Below are 16937 nucleotides of genomic sequence, written 5' to 3' on the forward strand. Positions count from 1 at the left end.
TTATAGTCTTGAGGGTAATAAGTCCTACATATCAAAAACGGGATGGCTTCAAGTCACCCCCTTTCGGGAAGGTCGTCGAAATGGCTGAGAATCTCCAAAACACCCAAGCACCAGATAGTTTCGGCCGCCAACCGGGTGTGCTGCAAGTTGACGGTAAAACTATTGAATTTCCGCCCGTGCAGGCAACCTGCGGTGACCAAGGTATTGATGTTTCTAAACTCCGTAATCAAACCGGATTGGTGGCGCTAGATCCTGGTTTTTCCACCACTGCCTCTTGTACTTCTAAAGTAACCTTCATTGATGGCGGCAAAGGGATTTTGCGCTATCGCGGTTACCCGATTGATCAGCTGGCTAACCACTCCAGTTTCCTGGAAGTTGCTTATTTGCTGATCAGGGGAGAATTGCCTACGCCTTCGCAATTGGACGAGTTCGTGCGGCGAGTAAAGCGGCAACGCCTGTTGCACGAAGACTTCCGAGCATTCTTTACTGCCTTCCCCTCCGATGGTCACCCCATGGCTATTTTGCAGGGTGGCATCGCTGGGATGGCTACCTATTACGAGGATACTTTCGCCGATGTACATGACCCCGAGTTGCAAGATATTCAGGCGGTGCAGCTGCTGGCGAAAGTACCAACCATGATTTCCTATATCGCTAAACGGGCTGCCGGCCTGCCGCTGCTGTACCCGGATAACGAGCGCTCCTATGTAGAGGACTTTATTCGCTTGACCTTCGGTTTACCCTACCAGTCCTACGATATTGATCCCGCAATTGTGCGCGCCCTGGAAGTGTTGTTCATCTTGCATGCTGACCACGAACAAAACTGTTCTACCTCCACAGTTCGCTTAGTGGGATCCTCTAACGCCAATATGTATGCTTCGATTGCCTCTGGCGTAGGAGCGCTATCGGGGCCGCTGCACGGGGGCGCTAACGAGGCAGTGCTGCGGATGCTGATCAATATTCGCGACACCAATATGTCGATTAAGGATTTCGTGAATAAGGTCAAGAATAAGGAAAAAGGCGTTAAGCTGATGGGCTTCGGCCACCGCGTCTACAAGAACTATGACCCCCGTGCTGCGATTGTGCGGGAACAAGCTCACAACGTCCTTGATCGCATGGGCAAGAACAACGATTTGTTTGATCTAGCCATGGAGCTAGAGCAGGTGGCGCTGTCTGATGATTACTTCATTGAACGCAAGCTTTATCCGAACGTTGACTTCTACACCGGTCTGATCTATTCGGCGATGGGTTTCCCCACCAAGATGTTCACCCCGCTATTCGCGCTCGGGCGCCTGCCCGGCTGGATTTCTCAATACATCGAAATGCTTCATGACCCCATGACCCGTATCGGTCGTCCCCGTCAGGTTTACCAAGGTGCTCCCCAGCGTGACTATGTCCCGCTGCGGATGCGGGAAGCAAAATAGTTATCCCCACTAGCTAGGATGCGGGTGAGGTCGCTCGGCGGCCTCACCCGTTCTATTTGCACGCACTATGCTAGGTTATGGACAGATGTTTTCCAGCAAGAAGGGGGAAGGATGCAGGACGTTCAGGAAAGTTTATCTGCAGGTGAACTAACCTTTAACACCGATCCGCTTTCTCCGCCTCCAGCTATGCGCTCCGGGCGTATACCTCGCCTTTCTAGCCTGTGGATTATTTTATTTTCGCTGTTGGGATTGCTAGCTTCTCTAGAACTTTGGCGCACCGAAATGCTTCACCGCGCCCAGCCGGGACGCGGCTTAGGTTGTTCGCTAAACAACGTGGTCGATTGTCGCGGAGCTATGGAATCTGCAGCCGGTCACCTGCTTTTCGGGATTCCCAATTCGATTTTTGGCATGCTGGCGTTTGCGGCTCTCTTAGCGGCAGGTATCTATCTAATAGCTGGGGGGCGGGTGCCGAAATGGGGACTGTTTCTCTTTATCATCGGAACCAGCGCCGGGCTAGTAGCAGTGATTTTCTTCTTGGCAACCTCGGTATTCCAACTACATTCTCTATGTCCCTACTGTTTCTTGACCTGGGTGGCCACGATTTTCTTAGCCTGGCTATCCTATGCGCTTTGGGTGCGAGCAGCGGCTACGCCCCTTCGCCCGCTAGGCGGGGCGCGGCGCGTTCTGGTGGGCTATTGGTGGCTGGGCGCCATCTTGAGCGTTGCAGTTATCGTAGCGGTGCTATTTACAGTTTTCGGGTTAGAGATTTTCCGCCTGTAACTTTAGAGGTAACGCGATGAACAGGAAAACCATGGGCGAACCAGCAGACCCTGAAGGAGCCACCTCTCGGGTAGTACAAGACTATTTAAAGCACCTTCTGGGAGCTACCGAATGGGGAGGAAGTACCCTTTCAGTATCGGGACTGGCGCAAAGAATGGGGGTAGCGGTCTCCACCGCCTCTGAGAATGTGCGGCGTCTGGACAAGTTAGGGCTGATTACCCACGTTCCTTACCGGGGGATCACTCTGACTGCAGAGGGTAAAAAGTTAGCTTTGAAGATGGTGCGCAAGCATCGCATCCTCGAGACCTATCTGCATCAATAATTGGGGTATCCGTGGGATCAGGTTCATGTCGAGGCCGATGTTTTAGAGCACGCGGCCTCCGATAAGTTGATTGCGGCTATGGACCAGGCGCTGGGGACTCCGAAGGTTGATCCTCATGGAGACCCGATTCCCACCGCGGATGGCCATCTTCCGAAAGTTTCCACCTTGCCCCTAGCTGAAGCTCCGATAAATACTCTCGCCACCGTGGCACGAATAAAAGACTCCAATGCCCAGCTGTTGCGCTTCTTAGAATCGGTAGGAATTGTACCTGGCTGCTCCCTATCGCCTTTAGAAAAAATCCCTGAAGCCGGAATTATGCGGATAGAGGTAGACGGGCGAGAAATTACCCTGGGTAAACCGGCAGTCGCCGCGATCTGGGTAACTGCCTAACGCGGGCAAGGTAATAACTGCTGATTACGGTAGGTACCGGCTCCTAGTTGCCAGTAATTTTGAGGGTAGAGCCCTGTCCCTTAGTGGCAATCACCTCAATCTGGTCAGAAATTTCGCCACGCAGTGAAGCCACGTGGCTAATTAACCCTACGGTTCTGCCCGAGGCTGAGGTTTTCTTCAAAGCCTGCATAACCTCCGCCCGTTTAGTGTCATCAAGAGTGCCAAAGCCCTCATCAATAAACATAGAAGAGATCTCGACCCCGCCCGCCTCGGCGGTTACCACTTCTGATAATCCCAAGGCTAAAGACAAGGAACAATAAAATAGTTCCCCGCCAGAAAGCGCAGAAATCTCCCGAGTTTTGTCGGAAAATTTATCGGTGACGGCTAAAGATAAAGCCTGATTACGACGACGGGAAGACTCGGTATCGGTGCGAGAAAGCTGGTAGCGCCCTCCGGAAATACCCGTTAGATAAGGATTTGCAGCATTTAGCACTTCTTCGAAGCGATCGAGCAATACCCAGGTAGCCAGAGGCGCTCTTAGCGCGGACCCTTCTTCGCCTTTCGCCAAATTAGCGAATGTAATCAGCATGGAGGTGTCCCGGATGGACTCCAAATACCGGGCGGTCTCTGCCTGCAGGTCACTTACGGTCATCTCCACTGTTTTTAGCTGCTCTTTAACCTTGGCTAGCTTCTCTTGCTTCTTTTGGAAAATCTCTGCTTCCTCGTTCGCCTTGGTCTCTAAAGCTTCTAAATCCGGCAGTACAAAGTCCGCTTGTTTTACCTTCTGAATCCGGTCGGACTGCAGCTTTACCTGGTTGGCTTTAAACGCATCCTCCCAGGTTTGTACCTCGCGCTTTAGTTCTTGGTATTTCTCATCTTCCAAGAGGGCGCTCTGTACTGCCGAGGCATCGGGAAACTGTTGTTCCCGTAAGGACTGCTCTAAACGGGTTTGCGCTTGTGCCAAGTTGCTCAAGGCATCTTTGGTCTCTCGCAGCGCTTTTATCAAAGAAGAAAGTTTTTCTTGCTCCCGTTTGAGGGTTTGTTGGCGAGCCACCAGGTCGTTAGATTCTCCCGAAGCAGCAATCGCCGCTTTTATCTCCCGGATCTGCTCCAGCGCAGTGGTGACCTTATTTTTTTCAAGTTTCGCAGCATTAGCCGACTTTTGGATCGCGTCCCGATACTTTTGAGCCTGCTTTTCTAACTCTGCTAGCCGCTTTCGTAGTTTCTTTAGTTTTTCAGCCTGTTCCTGCAAGTAGGCAACCCGGCGATCAATGCTGTGCGCATTTCCCGGATACTTTTCCCGTAGCTGCTTGATTTCGCCCCGTAGCCGATTCCGCTCATTTGTTACCTGCTCCTGTTTTTCCTTCAAAGTGGTCTTTGCGCTGGTGAGCTGGTTTCTGAGTTTGGTCAGCTGACTGAGAGAATGCTTGCCACTAGCGGTGCCGTGAGCCGGATGGGGATGGGTGGGTGATCCACAAACCGGGCAGGGTTCCTCCGCTTGCAGGCGGTCAGCTAAAAGAATCGAAGAGTCCACGAAAAACTCGCGCTCGTATTCGGCGGCTGCTGCCTGTGCCTTCGTCACCTTTTTCTCTAAGGCCGGAAGTTTACTTGTCTCGTCCTGAAAACGCTGGAAATCCTGCAAGAAATGTTGGCGTTCCCCCTCATATTTACGCAACTCCAGTTGTTTTTGTCGCGCCTGCTCTAAATGGAGTTGTTCCTTTTCTAGGCATGCCTGCTGCCTTAGCAGCGCCCTAAGATTCGGCAGTAACTGTGTAAACTCTTTTGCGGCTTGGGCAGCAGCTTTGGAATGTTCGACATACCCCTGGCGGGCTTTTTTGGCCTCATTTTCCAGGCTCTCGAGTTTTTTCTGCCGCTCGATTAGAGGAGCCAGTGCCCCCAGGTCATTATCGTTTTTCCGCTGTTGCCCGGTTATCTTTTCTTCTAGGTCAGCTAACCCGCTGGTATCGGCTGGCGGCTGGCAAGTGGTAAAAGGTGCGGGAGCAGCTTGTAAATTTTTTGACAGCCGCTCCTGGGTTTTAACCAATTTCTCTTGGTACTGCTGTTTTGCTTTTATTTCCGTATGCACTCGGGTAGCGCGTTCATGAAGCGCTATTTTTTCGCGATGGCTTTTTACCTGATCCTGGCGTTCTCGAAGCTGTTTTTCTGCGGCTAACAGGCGAGTTAGTTCCTGGAAGTCTTGGGTTAAAGTCTTTGCCTTTTCCTTTTTTTCCAAGGCGGCCTGATATTTTTCTCGAGCCGCGTCTACTTGCTGAGTATGTTCTGCTATCCACTCGCTAGAGTGCGCGGAAGGCAACAGATAGTAAGGTTCCCAAGATTTGATCAAATCTTCATCTAAAACTTCTGGTAAAGAGGCTTGGGTATCGCGTAAAGTTTCTAACTCGCTGCGGGAACTAGCAACCGACTTCGCCAAGTTACTCCAGTTCTCGGTAAACAGCTTAAGCTGGCTGATAATTGTCCGTGACTCTGTTTTGGCGCTAGTTTGTGCCTGGTGGGCGCGGTCGATGAATTCTTTTTGCATCCGCTCGAAAATCTGGGTGCCAAAAATCTGTTGCAAAATCTCTTGCCGTTCATCCGAGGACGCCCGCAAAAAGCGGGAGAATGCTCCTTGCGGCAAAATCACGGTTTGCAAGAACTGCGACTTCGTCAACGGGAGGATTCTGGAAACTAGCTCCTCATTGACAGTTCTAGGTTGGGAGGCAATCGCGTCCCCGGGATCTACATCTTCACTGCTGAGACGCCAGAGACTTGCCTGCGCCGGTTGGGAGGTAGTACCTGAACCGCGCCGTTTGGGGCGATCATATGTCGGGGTGCGCCAAACTCGATAAAGTTGTCCGCGTGCCTCGAAATCTAGTTGCACCCAGCTAACTTGATTATCTCCGGCATAGTCGGAGCGTAGACGGCTTTTCGAAGAGTTAGATTCCAGGGCTACGTCGTTATAGAGGGCGAAAACAATCGCATCCAGAATCGTAGATTTCCCGGAACCAGTGGGGCCATGAATCAAAAACACCCCGGAGCCGGTACCGAGTTTGGTGAAATCAATAGTTTCTTTGCCCCCAAAAGACCCCACGGCCTCAAAGCTGAGTTTTAAAATCCGCATCTAACTCTCCTCGCGAACCTGTTCGTAAACCTGCTCTACCAGCTGGTTTTCCTCTTCATCTAGCTCCTTGCCTAGGCGGGCTTGGCAAAAGAAATCTTTGGCAAGTGCGTCGGGGCGAAAACGATTGATTCGCAGCGCCTGGCGTTGATCCTCCATGCTGGTGGTGGTGACCTCATGCAAGAACGATAAGGCTTTCGGGAAACGCTGCTTTAACTTGGAGACCATAAAATTGGGGCGCTCTAGGTCGGTTACCGTTATTTCCAGCCAATATCGGGCGTATTCCTGGTAGGAGGGACTAGACATTAAGTTTTCAAAAGAATCCTTAATGCGTCCTACAGGCCGGTAAACCGGGGTGGGTATTAGCTGGAGATCCATATCCGGGGCGGCAGTATCTAAAAGCACCAAAGATTTGGGAGTATGGCATTCCGAAAATGAGAAAGTTATTGGGGATCCACTATAGCGTCCTGAAGACTGCTTAGTATGTAGTTTTTGCGGCACGTGTAAATGACCCAGCGCCAAATAATCTGGAGCCGGCAAATCGGGGGAAGCTGCAGGTTCGGTTTCCCCATATTTTTCAAAAACTTGGAGGGGAACAGATTGCACCGTACCGACGGTGATATCCCGTTCGCTATCACTGGCAGCACCCCCGACTGCGAAAGCGTGGGCCATTACTATAGTGCGGTTGACTGCAGGTAACAGGCGCTGGGCTTTGCCGACCCGGCGCATAGCCGCCGCTACCACTGCTTCATGAGAACGGGGTAGGCAAGGAAGTGAATCTTCATCCGAATCGTCCACTGCCGATTCTTGGTTTTCGTCAGGTAGCGGTCCGTCATAAAGACTGGTGCGCACCATATCGGGGTTGAGATAGGGCAGCCCCCAAACCCGCACGGTTTCGCCGGCTGCCGAGATCTCTACTGGAGAGGAAATGTCGGTTAGAGAAGTGCGTAAATGCAGGTTGCCGCGCACATAGGGGGCTAAAAATCCCAGTCTTTCTGCGGAATCATGATTGCCGGGGGTTAAAATCACTGCGGTTAGCTCAGTTAGTTCCGCGAGCGCCTGGGAAACGATTTCTAAAGATTCCAGCGAGGGAATTGCGCGATCGAAAACATCCCCAGAAACCATTACTGCTTGGATGTTTTCCTCACGAACCAGCTGGGTGAGAAAGGCGAAAAATTGGCGATGAGCCGCAGATAAATCTTCCCCATAGAGAGTGCGTCCCACATGCCAGTCGGAGGTGTGGATTAACTTCATACAATCTATTTTACTTATTTACCGGCTGGGCACCGGAGCTTTAAGGTGCGATATGTTTAAAGATAGCAATACTTCCAGGAGGCGAAGGGATGGAACAGGAGTCACTGTTTTCGCCCGGTAGACCGGCGTTGATTGTTCCGCTGACCGGCACGAATCAGACTGAACTACGGGGGCAAATTTCTCGGATTCCGCGGGTAGCTGACCTAGTGGAGTGGCGTCTTGACCAGCTTCGTGACTACCATAACCCCGCCTACTTGCGCGAAATTGTGGGTCAGGTGGCTCCGGCTATCAAACTTCCTTGGCTAGCAACCTGTCGCAGCACCCGGCAGGGAGGAGGCTCGCGGATGGTACCCACCCACCAGCTGGAAACCTTGAAGATGCTGGTGAAGGCGGGAGCTAGCGCCCTCGACATAGAGGATGACTTTACTTTGGCAACTGAGGCTTTAGACTACGCCCGTGCCCACGGGGTAGTGAGTGTGCTTTCTCGTCATTATTTTGGAGCAGAAGAAGCCCAAAAGATGAATCAAGAAAGCATCTATAACTGGCTAGATGCTGCCCATGAACGGGGGGCGCAAGTCGCCAAACTGGCCTTGACTATTAACGATGCCTCGCACCTTTTAGAAGTGTTCTCGGCAATGGAAAAATACTATAAAGAAACCGCTGGTAATCGCCGGTTTATGGTTATCGGTATGGGAACTATTGGCACCGCGACTCGCTTGATGGGGGGAGTCTTCGGCAATTGCGCCACCTTCGCGGCGCTTCCGGGATCTGATCCCAGCGCTCCTGGGCAAGTTAGTGCTTCTTTACAGGCAGAGGTGTTATCCGTCCTCGGAAAGGAAGAATCATAATATGCGAAATATTGGCGAAGACGTAGGGCTCCTGTTAGAAATCGCCGATCAGGTAGATCGGTATACCTTGCAGCATTTTAGCCAGCGCGACTATCAGGTGTATGAAAAAGCAGATATGACCCCGGTATCGGATATTGATCGGGGCGCCGAGCAGATGATTCGCCAGGCGCTGGCGGCTGCCCGCCCCGATGACTTGATTTATGGGGAAGAATACGGGGGAAAAACCAGAGAAGTTGGCCGTGCTCGTTGGATAATCGACCCAATTGATGGCACTAAAAATTTTGTGCGGGGAGTGCCGGTTTGGGCAACTCTGATCGGTCTGGAAGTTGCCGGAGAAATGGTGGCTTCGATAGTTAGCGCCCCAGCTTTGGCGCGGCGCTGGTGGGCAGGACGTGGTCTCGGATCGTGGCGCTCGTTTAATGGCGGGGAGCCGCAACCAAACAAAGTATCAAAAATATCAGAACTAAAAGATGCCTCTTTGAGTTATTCCTCCCTGTCAGGGTGGGAAGAACGGGGCAAGTTACCGGCATTCTTGGAGCTGACCCGAAAAGTTTGGCGCACCCGCGCCTATGGGGACTTTTATTCCTATATGTTGGTGGCCGAAGGGGTAGTGGACGCCGCGGCAGAACCAGAACTGGAAATCTACGATATGGCGGCGCTAGTACCGATTGTGGAAGAAGCCGGAGGACGTTTCACCTCTTTGCAGGGTGAACCTGGATGTCAAGGTGGTAACGCCCTAGCAACTAACTCCCATCTACACCAGCGGATTTTGACTATGTTGGGAGGCAAGTAAGCGCCGGAAAGATTCTACTCGCCGCAGCTGCGCCGGATCGGTTTCTTCTAAGGCGCTCAGCTGACATCCCGGCGAGGATGCTAAGTGACGGCAAAGTTTCGGGCAGCCGGTGGCTACCTCCGCTAGATCCGGGAAAGCGGCCAGCAGATCTTCTTCGCCAATATGTGCCAGCCCGAAGGAACGAATCCCGGGAGTATCAATCATCCATCCGCCCCGGAAGGGGAGTGCCATAACCGAGGTGGAAGTGTGGCGGCCGCGTCCGGTTACCTGATTAACTTGCCCAATGTTGCGTTCTGCCTGAGGAATAAGCGCATTCATCAGTGAAGATTTACCGACTCCTGAGTGTCCCACCAGCACGCTTACCCGTCCAGATAGCAGATCAGCTGCCTTATCAACACCTTGCCCGCTCTCTATACTGGTTACCACGCTGGGAACCTCCAATGGTCTGAAAAGTTCTAGTAGCGGCTCTGGAGAGGTGAGATCCGATTTAGTAACTAGCAGCAAAGGTTCTATTCCTGCGCAATAGGCAGCTACCAATAGTCGATCTATCATTCCCGGGCGAGGCGGAGGATCAGCGCAGGCGGTAACAATCGCCATTTGATCAGCGTTTGCCACCATGGGTTTTTCTTTAGCTCCCGGGCTATCTTCCGCGGAGCGAGTCAGCTCTGTTTTGCGTGGTAAAACCTCCACGATTCGCGCCAGGGAACCACTTTTACCGCTCAAATCACCGGTGACGCGCACTTGGTCACCGACTATGATTCCGTGACGTCCTAAAGCCCGAGCCTTTACCCCCACTAGCTTGGTTTGCCCCATTTGTACGTGAATGCGACCGCGATCTACTGCATAAACAAAAGCTGTGGGACTAGCAGAATAGTCGACTTGTTTTTTTGAGCGGCGCGGTTTGGAACGAGCAGGACGAACCCTTACTCGAGGATCGTCAGTTCCGATATCACGCCAAGCCATTAGCACCGGCCAGCATGGCTTCCCAAGTTGCAGTGAAATCCGGGAAAGTCTTACTTACACACTCAATATCTGCAATCTGTACCCCGGGAACTTGCAGTCCGATTAAGGCAGCAAACATCGCCATTCGGTGATCGCCGTAGGTTTTTACCAAATCGCCGTGCAAAGGCGTGGGAGAAATCGTCAGAGAGTTTTCACCGGCATGAGCCTTTCCACCCAAGCGGTTAATTTCGGTTTCGAGGGCGTGTAAGCGGTCAGTTTCGTGTCCGCGTAAATGCCCGATACCAGTTAGTTTGGAGGGAGAAACCGCCAAGGCACAAAGCGCCGCCAAGGTGGGAGTGAGCTCCCCGAGAGCTTCCAGGTCGCTGCGGGTTCCCCCTATTACGCCCTGCCCCTGACATACCAAGGTTCCTTCCGGGGTGCGGTAGATACGAGCCCCCATAGGGGATAGTAGTTGCCGCCAAGCATCGCCGGGTTGGAAAGTTTTTTCTGGCCAGTTCGGGATACTAACCTGCCCCCCGCACACCAAAGCGGCTCCCAGGAAAGGCCCCGCATTAGTCAGATCGGGCTCTATGGTCTGCTCTCCACCGCTGAGTTGCGCTGGTTTACAGCGCCAAAGGTGCCGAAGCTGGCGAGTGTTCCAGTCCCCGGATTCACCCCCAATATTTTCAATCGCCCCGCCCCGGGCATTTACTTCCGCAACCGTCATTTCTACGTGACGAATAGAGGGTAAAACCGAGTCCACCTCGACTTGCATTTCAAAGGGAAGCGCCGCGGAGACAAGTAGGAGAGCCGATACAAACTGGGAAGAGGCAGCGGCATCTATCTTCACCTGCTGCAGCTGATCACTGGGAGTTACCTGCCCGCTTATAGTAAACGGTAAATGTCCCGGCACGGGCATATCAGTAATTTCGGCTCCTAGCTGGGTAAGCGCATCTAAGAGACCTTTCATGGGGCGTGCGCTGGCAGCCGCGTCCCCTTGAAAACGTACCGCTTGGCCACTAAGGAGCGCTACCGGCGCCAAAAAACGCATCACCGTGCCTGCCAGACCGCATTCGATTACCCCAGTTTGGGGGCAGAGCTTAGCAGGCGGAGTGATTAATATTCCGCCGGATTGGTCTTCAACCTGCGCGCCAAACTCCTTGATACCCGCAATCATTAGCTCGGTGTCGCGGCAGTGCAAGGGATTAGTTAAGAAAGTTGGTTCTTTAGCCAACAGCGCTAAAACCAGGGCACGGGCAGTTAGGGATTTAGAGGGAGGAAGAGAAATTACCGCATCTAGGGGTTTGTTTTGAGCAGGGGCGTTCCAAATAGTCACAAGTTACTCCTGCCTGCGGGGAAAAATCTCGGAAGTTAGACCGGCGTGGAGGGCGAGCCCTTGGGCGATCCTAAAGACATCAACTTTGTCTCGCTGCCAGCCGTTTACAATGGTGGCTGCACCATTAGCCAACACTAGAGCGGCAGTAGTTAGAGGAGAGCGACGGGTGGTTGCCATCCGCAGTGCCAACAGAGTCACTGCCACTCCACACACTTTCGCCATGGTTTTAACATCGCTCATGGTTAAGGGAGGAAATCCGTTTTTCTCTATAAGTTCCAGGTGATATTGGGCAAGCTGCGCATGTTTATCGCTGTTACGCACCGCATCGATTCCCTCAATAATTAAAGGCGCGGCAATCAGCGCGCGCGAAAATGCATACCCATTAGCCATATTTCTATTCTTACTCATTACCGGGGCTTATTTCTAGCTTCCTAGGTTTTCTTATCCGAAACTAGCAGGGCGGAAACTGGACTAGACTGGAAGGTAATGGAAACCGATACCTTAGCTGAGAAGTTGGCGGATGCCTCTTTGCCTGCTGATATAGGTGATTTTACCCGGCAAGCGGCACCGGAAAATGAAGGCATTACAGCTAGCGCAGGGGATGAGCGGACGCACGAAGAGGAAAAATCTGCTTTAGCTGAACGTTTTTCTGCTGAAGCCTTACCGCTGCTAGATCAGCTCTATGCGGGGGCGCTTAGGCTTACTCGCAAACCGGCTGATGCCGAAGATCTGGTACAAGAAACTTATATGCAGGCTTTCCGCAAGTTCAACCAGTACCAGCCAGGTACTAATCTCAAAGCCTGGATGTACCGGATTATGACGAATACTTTGCTCAACCAGTACCGTTCGAAGAGCCGCAGGCCACAAGAGGACGGAACCGGTGAGATCTCTGATCAGGCACAGGTAGCTCAGTCGTTGCATCATCAGGTGGGAATGCCTTCGGCGGAAACCATTGCTTTGGAGCGCTTGCCTAATGAAACCATCCAAGAGGCCTTTGAGAAGCTTTCAGATGAGAACCGTACTGCGGTGTATTTAGCGGATGTGGAACAGTTCAGCTACAAGGAAATATCCGAGATCCTGGGGATTCCTCTGGGTACAGTGATGTCTAGACTGCATCGCGGGCGTAGTCAGTTGCGAGAAGAACTAGCCGAATATGCCCGGGAATATGGAATCGGGGTGAAACGATGAGCGAGCAACCATGTCAGCGTGATCCTTTCCGGCGTGCTGCCGAAGAGTGCCGCGAACTAAGCGAGGAAGAGGCTCGTCACATTTCCCGCTGCCCTTGTTGTCAAAAACTGCTCGAGGGCGAAGCCGCCGGTATTTCCTTATCTTTACGGCGTTGCCTGTGTCATGGAACCGTGGCGCCTGCTACTTTGCGCACTCGGATTGTGCAGAGTCTAGCGGTATATATGCAATCAGACGGGATGCAAGTGTCTTATAGGGAAGAACGTTTTCGCGAAGACCTGTAAATATTGCATTAGCTGTTTTTAGAGAGGGTGAAAAGCGCCTGCTTGATCCTTAGTTTTAGGGCGTCAGTTTCCAAAACCATGGGATGGTGTGTAAAACTAGGGACGTTGATTTTTATTTGGGAAGGTGTTTGAGATGTCTAAACGTGGACGTAAACGTAAGAGTCGCCGTACCAGTGCCGCCAATCACGGCAAACGGCCCAATTGCTAAGCAAAAGCATTTAACTACCGCTAAATCCTAGCGGTAGAAACTTTTGGGGGGTTGGATGACTTTTAGTCATCCAACCCCCCAAGGAGTTTTTTGGTACTGAACTAGGCGAAAGCCTTCTCCATTAGTTCGGCGTTCTCGGCTTTATGCAACTTGGCATTGCCTGCAGCGGGAGAGGCGGCTTCGCCGCGCGACACCACCTGCAGACTCTTGCCGATTGCTGCCGGAAGATGCAGAGCCATGAACGGCCAGGCACCCTGATTTTCCGGTTCATCTTGTACCCAGGTGAGCGGTAAATCACCCCAGGCGCCCAGAACTTCCTGGAGCTCGGCTACCGGCAGCGGATAAAGCTGCTCGAGACGGACAATCGCGGTATCAAAACGATCTCGCTTTGCCCGCTCTTTCACCAGGTCATAGTAAACGCGACCGGTGCACAAGATCACTCGCGAAGGCTGGCTGACCCGCTCATCGACTTCGCCAATAACCGGTTGGAATTGTCCGGAAATGAAGTCCTCGACCGGGGAAGCCGCTGCCGCTAGTCGCAACAGTTGTTTCGGTTCAAAGGCAATCAACGGTTTGCGCGGGCGCCGGTAAGCGTGAGTACGCAGCATATGGAAGTTGTTCGCAGGATTCGAAGGCTGGCATACCCACATATTGTCTTGGGCGCATAGTTGCAGGTAGCGCTCAATACGTGCCGAGGAATGGTCAGGGCCTTGACCCTCGTAACCGTGTGGCAGCAGCATCACTACTCCGGAACGCTCATTCCACTTTTGGAAAGAAGAAGAAACGAACTCGTCAGTGACTGCTTGTGCACAGTTCGCAAAGTCCCCGAACTGTGCCTCCCAAAGTACGAGGGTTTCCGGAGACTCTACCGAGTAGCCGTACTCGAAAGCCAGGGGAGCATATTCGGACAGTGGAGAGTTATAGACCCGGAACGTGGCCTGATCTTCGGTTAGGAAGTTCAACGGCGTCCATTCGCGACCATTCTGGTAATCATGAATTACGGCGTGGCGGTGGGAGAAGGTGCCGCGGCGGGAATCTTGCCCGCCCAGGCGCACATTGGTGCCCTCCATTAACAAGGAACCGTAGGCGAGCATCTCGCCCATACCCCAGTCAATCTTGCCCTCCCGAGACATGGTTTCCCGCTTTTGCAGTACCTTCATAATCTTGGGGTGGGGAGTGAATTTCTCGGGTATCCGCACCTGCGAATCTCCGATTCTTTCGACTTCTTCACGGCTAATCGCGGAGGTCCAGCCAATCATCATCCCCTGTCCGGGCTGTTGCGAGGAGGGCATTACCCAGCGGGTATCTCCACCAGGGTTGGCAGTATCGTCATGTTCTTCGGCGTCGAACTCTTTCTTTTCCCGGGTTTCCTGGAAAATCTTGTTCAAATCATCATGGTATTCCTGCAGTGCTTCCTCTGCCTTTTCTTCACTCAATTCCCCGCGCCCAATCAGGTTGCGAGTATAAACCTCGCGCGTGGTCGGTAGCCGATCAATCAAGGAATACAACACCGGCTGGGTCATCGAGGGATCATCGCCTTCGTTGTGTCCACGCCGCCGGTAGCAGACCATATCGATGATTACATCTTTATGGAACTCTTGCCTAAACTCGAAGGCCAGCTTCGCCACCTTCACCACGTCCTGCGGGAAATCCCCGTTAACGTGGAAAATCGGAACCTGAAGCCCCTTAGCCAAGTCGGTGCAGTAGCGGGTAGAACGTCCCGAGGTAGGCCCGGTAGTGAACCCGATCTGGTTGTTGACAATAATGTGTACGGTTCCCCCGGTGCGGTAGCCGCGCAATTGGGACATGTTCAGGGTTTCTTGGACTACGCCCTCACCGATAAAGGCGGCATCGCCGTGAATCAGAATCGGCATTACCTGGTCTTCTGCCTCTTTACCTCCACCCATGCGATCCTGTTTGGCGCGGGTGATTCCTTCGGTCACTCCATTAGCGGCCTCCAGGTGGGAGGGGTTAGCAGTGAGGGATATTAGTACGCCCTCGCCCTCCTCAGCGGAATAAATACCCTCGGTACCCAGGTGATATTTGACGTCTCCAGAACCCTGGGTAGAGTTCGGATCCAGGTAGCCTTCAAATTCGGAGAAAATTTGTCCATAGGATTTACCCGCAATATTTGAGAGGACATTTAAGCGTCCGCGGTGAGCCATCCCGATGGTGATATCTTTCAACCCTGCGTGGGAAGCGTTAAACAGAATATTGTCCAGCAGCGGAATCAGAGATTCTGCTCCCTCTAGCGAGAAACGCTTTTGTCCCACATATTTGGTTTGCAGGAAAGTTTCGAAGGCTTCTGCATGGTTCAACATACTGAGAACATGCATCTGCTCATTCTTCGAAAACTTCTTAGCCGGCTTCTCAATCCGGTTTTGCACCCAGCGGCGTTGCACCGGATCTTGAATATGCATATATTCGATGCCGACCGCCTGAGTATAGGTGGCGCGCAGGTGTTCTAGCAGGTCACGCAAGTTCATAGTGTCGCGACCGGCAAATCCACCCGTGGGGAAGACACGATCTAGATCCCATACGCTCAGTCCGTAAGAACCAATAGACAGGTCGGGGTGACGGCGCAGAATCTGCTGCAGCGGATCCGTGTTGGCGGCCAAGTGACCCCGGGAACGATAGGCGTGAATTAGTTCAGCAATCCGGGCGGGCTTACCTTTCTCAGTTACCGCGTCATAGCTGAAATCTCGCTCCCACTGATAGGGCTCGTGGGCGACTCCCAAAGTTGAAAATACCCGCTCATAGAACCCGTCGTGGCCAGCTAGTTTTTGCTCGACAATCCGCAGAAACTCCCCGGACCCTGCGCCTTGAATAACCCGGTGATCATAGGTGGAAGTCATAGTCATAATCTGACCGACTCCCGCATTAGCAAGTTGCGAGGGGGAGGCTCCAGCCCATTCGGCGGGGAAGGAGGTAGCACCCACCCCAATAATTGCGCCCTGACCGGCCATAAGGCGAGGTACCGAATGTTTAGTACCCAAAGTACCCGGGTTGGTTAAAGTGACGGTGCCGCCGGCAAAATCAGCAGGTTTGAGGGCGCCCGCGCGTGCCCTCTTAACCAGGTCCTCGTAAGCATCAATGAACTGTTTAAAGTTCAAAGTGTCGGCATCGTGAACGACTGGAACCATCAGTGAACGGGAACCGTCCTCCTTGGGAAGGTCAATGGCTAGCCCGAAGCCCACGTGTGCGAACTTGCGGATGCAGTCCCGCCCGTCTTCGTCCTTTTCGAAGCGAACATTCATGGACGGCATTTCTACCAGCGCCTCAATAATGGCGTAGCCAATCAGGTGGGTAAATGAGACCTTGCCACCGGTGGTGGCTGCCAAATGGGTATTAATTACCTTTCGGTTTTCAATCAGCAACTTGGCGGGAATCTCGCGGGCAGAGGTAGCGGTAGGAATCTTCAGCGATTCATCCATATTCTTGACCACTGCTTTGGCTACTCCGCGTAACCGTTCGACCTGGTCTTCCTCCCCGCCAGGACCGCCGGGTCCTAAGTCGAGGGCAGTTTCCCGCGCTACGTAGGGAGAAGTTGGCTCCGAGGCTGCCACTGGGGGAGCCGGAGGCAAGTCTGAGCGGGTAACATCTCGCCCGCTAACTGCGGAACCCGTAGGGGTTACCTGGTGAGGTTCAGCTGTTTTGGATTCCGGATCCTTGATTTGTGCATTGCGAGCCTCTAGAGCGGCGAAATATTCTCGCCAATCCTCTGGAACCGACAGGGGGTCGGCGCAGTATTTGTCATAGAGTTCATCAATGATCTCCTGGTTGATCGGGCTTACCGACTGATCCATTTGATCTTCCGAATTGGGCATGGCGCTTCCTTTTCTGGATGGTGACAAAGTGTCCACTAAGATACTAAGCCTAAATAGTTCTAAAGTCCTAGCGTTTCTCTTGATATTGAGAGAGTTTATTTAGGCTTTACTAATATTGGTGGATTGCTATTAAAATAGCTTACGGATTGCCTACTTGAAGAGGTGTTTGTTGTGCGCCCTAACCCCAACTATCGGGTAATGGTGGTGTAGTTGCCTGCGAGCATTTACTACC

General features: G+C 52.6%; 13 protein-coding genes and 1 pseudogene. 8 read left to right on the plus strand and 6 right to left on the minus strand.

Annotated elements, in window-relative coordinates:
• Positions 1–80 precede the first annotated feature (80 nt).
• The 3 genes and pseudogenes from KO216_RS04430 to KO216_RS09665 all read left to right on the plus strand — a co-directional run bounded on the left by KO216_RS04430 (position 81) and on the right by KO216_RS09665 (position 2913).
• On the plus strand, positions 81–1421 hold the full coding sequence (locus KO216_RS04430) for a citrate synthase (protein ID WP_215523083.1): 1341 nt from the start codon (positions 81–83) through the stop codon (positions 1419–1421).
• A 111-nt stretch (positions 1422–1532) separates the two neighbouring features.
• Positions 1533–2201 (plus strand): vitamin K epoxide reductase family protein, encoded by a 669-nt coding sequence (locus tag KO216_RS04435; protein ID WP_215523084.1) that lies wholly within the window; start codon positions 1533–1535, stop codon positions 2199–2201.
• Positions 2202–2232: 31 nt separating this feature from the next.
• Positions 2233–2913, plus strand: a pseudogene (locus KO216_RS09665) (metal-dependent transcriptional regulator).
• A gap of 43 nt (positions 2914–2956) precedes the next feature.
• Here KO216_RS09665 and KO216_RS04450 read toward each other — a convergent pair.
• Both KO216_RS04450 and KO216_RS04455 read right to left on the minus strand, forming a co-directional pair.
• Positions 2957–6031: an AAA family ATPase gene (locus tag KO216_RS04450; protein WP_215523087.1), complete on the minus strand. Its 3075-nt coding sequence runs from the start codon at positions 6029–6031 to the stop codon at positions 2957–2959.
• Entirely contained in the window at positions 6032–7282 is a 1251-nt protein-coding gene (locus KO216_RS04455) for a metallophosphoesterase family protein (RefSeq protein WP_215523088.1), read from the minus strand.
• 89 nt (positions 7283–7371) lie between these two features.
• On the opposite strand from KO216_RS04455, the gene KO216_RS04460 reads away from it, so the two are divergent.
• Complete coding sequence (locus KO216_RS04460) at positions 7372–8130, plus strand: type I 3-dehydroquinate dehydratase (protein WP_215523089.1); 759 nt, start codon at positions 7372–7374, stop codon at positions 8128–8130.
• A gap of 1 nt (position 8131) precedes the next feature.
• Entirely contained in the window at positions 8132–8923 is a 792-nt protein-coding gene (gene hisN / locus KO216_RS04465) for a histidinol-phosphatase (RefSeq protein ID WP_215523090.1), read from the plus strand.
• Here hisN and rsgA read toward each other — a convergent pair.
• From rsgA to KO216_RS04480, 3 genes are read right to left on the minus strand one after another with little or no spacing between them, the layout of a single operon-like run.
• A complete protein-coding gene (gene rsgA / locus KO216_RS04470) occupies positions 8885–9886 on the minus strand; it encodes a ribosome small subunit-dependent GTPase A (RefSeq protein ID WP_215523091.1) in 1002 nt (333 codons plus the stop codon). The genes hisN and rsgA overlap by 39 nt on opposite strands.
• The gene (gene aroA, locus KO216_RS04475; RefSeq protein ID WP_215523092.1) at positions 9873–11201 is read right to left on the minus strand and encodes a 3-phosphoshikimate 1-carboxyvinyltransferase; all 1329 of its coding nucleotides are present in this window, start codon (positions 11199–11201) and stop codon (positions 9873–9875) included. Before aroA ends, rsgA begins: the two co-directional genes overlap by 14 nt.
• Positions 11202–11204: 3 nt before the next feature.
• Positions 11205–11591 (minus strand): hypothetical protein, encoded by a 387-nt coding sequence (locus KO216_RS04480; RefSeq protein ID WP_309547349.1) that lies wholly within the window; start codon positions 11589–11591, stop codon positions 11205–11207.
• Positions 11592–11687: 96 nt separating this feature from the next.
• On the opposite strand from KO216_RS04480, the gene KO216_RS04485 reads away from it, so the two are divergent.
• From KO216_RS04485 to KO216_RS09670, 3 genes are all read left to right on the plus strand, one after another.
• Positions 11688–12389 carry a sigma-70 family RNA polymerase sigma factor gene (locus KO216_RS04485; RefSeq protein WP_215523094.1) on the plus strand — a complete coding sequence of 234 codons (702 nt, stop codon included), beginning with the start codon at positions 11688–11690 and terminating at the stop codon, positions 12387–12389.
• Positions 12386–12670, plus strand: a complete 285-nt coding sequence (locus KO216_RS04490) for a hypothetical protein (RefSeq protein WP_215523095.1) — start codon at positions 12386–12388, stop codon at positions 12668–12670. The genes KO216_RS04485 and KO216_RS04490 overlap by 4 nt, the downstream gene beginning before the upstream one ends.
• Before the next feature lie 133 nt (positions 12671–12803).
• Positions 12804–12878, plus strand: coding sequence for a 50S ribosomal protein bL37 (locus KO216_RS09670; RefSeq protein WP_373277209.1), 75 nt, complete (start codon positions 12804–12806; stop codon positions 12876–12878).
• Positions 12879–12979: 101 nt separating this feature from the next.
• Here KO216_RS09670 and KO216_RS04495 read toward each other — a convergent pair whose 3' ends face one another.
• Positions 12980–16705: a multifunctional oxoglutarate decarboxylase/oxoglutarate dehydrogenase thiamine pyrophosphate-binding subunit/dihydrolipoyllysine-residue succinyltransferase subunit gene (locus KO216_RS04495; protein WP_215523096.1), complete on the minus strand. Its 3726-nt coding sequence runs from the start codon at positions 16703–16705 to the stop codon at positions 12980–12982.
• Between the last annotated feature and the right edge of the window lie 232 nt (positions 16706–16937).

Source organism: Varibaculum prostatecancerukia, assembly GCF_943169825.2.
Lineage (GTDB): Bacteria > Actinomycetota > Actinomycetes > Actinomycetales > Actinomycetaceae > Varibaculum > Varibaculum prostatecancerukia.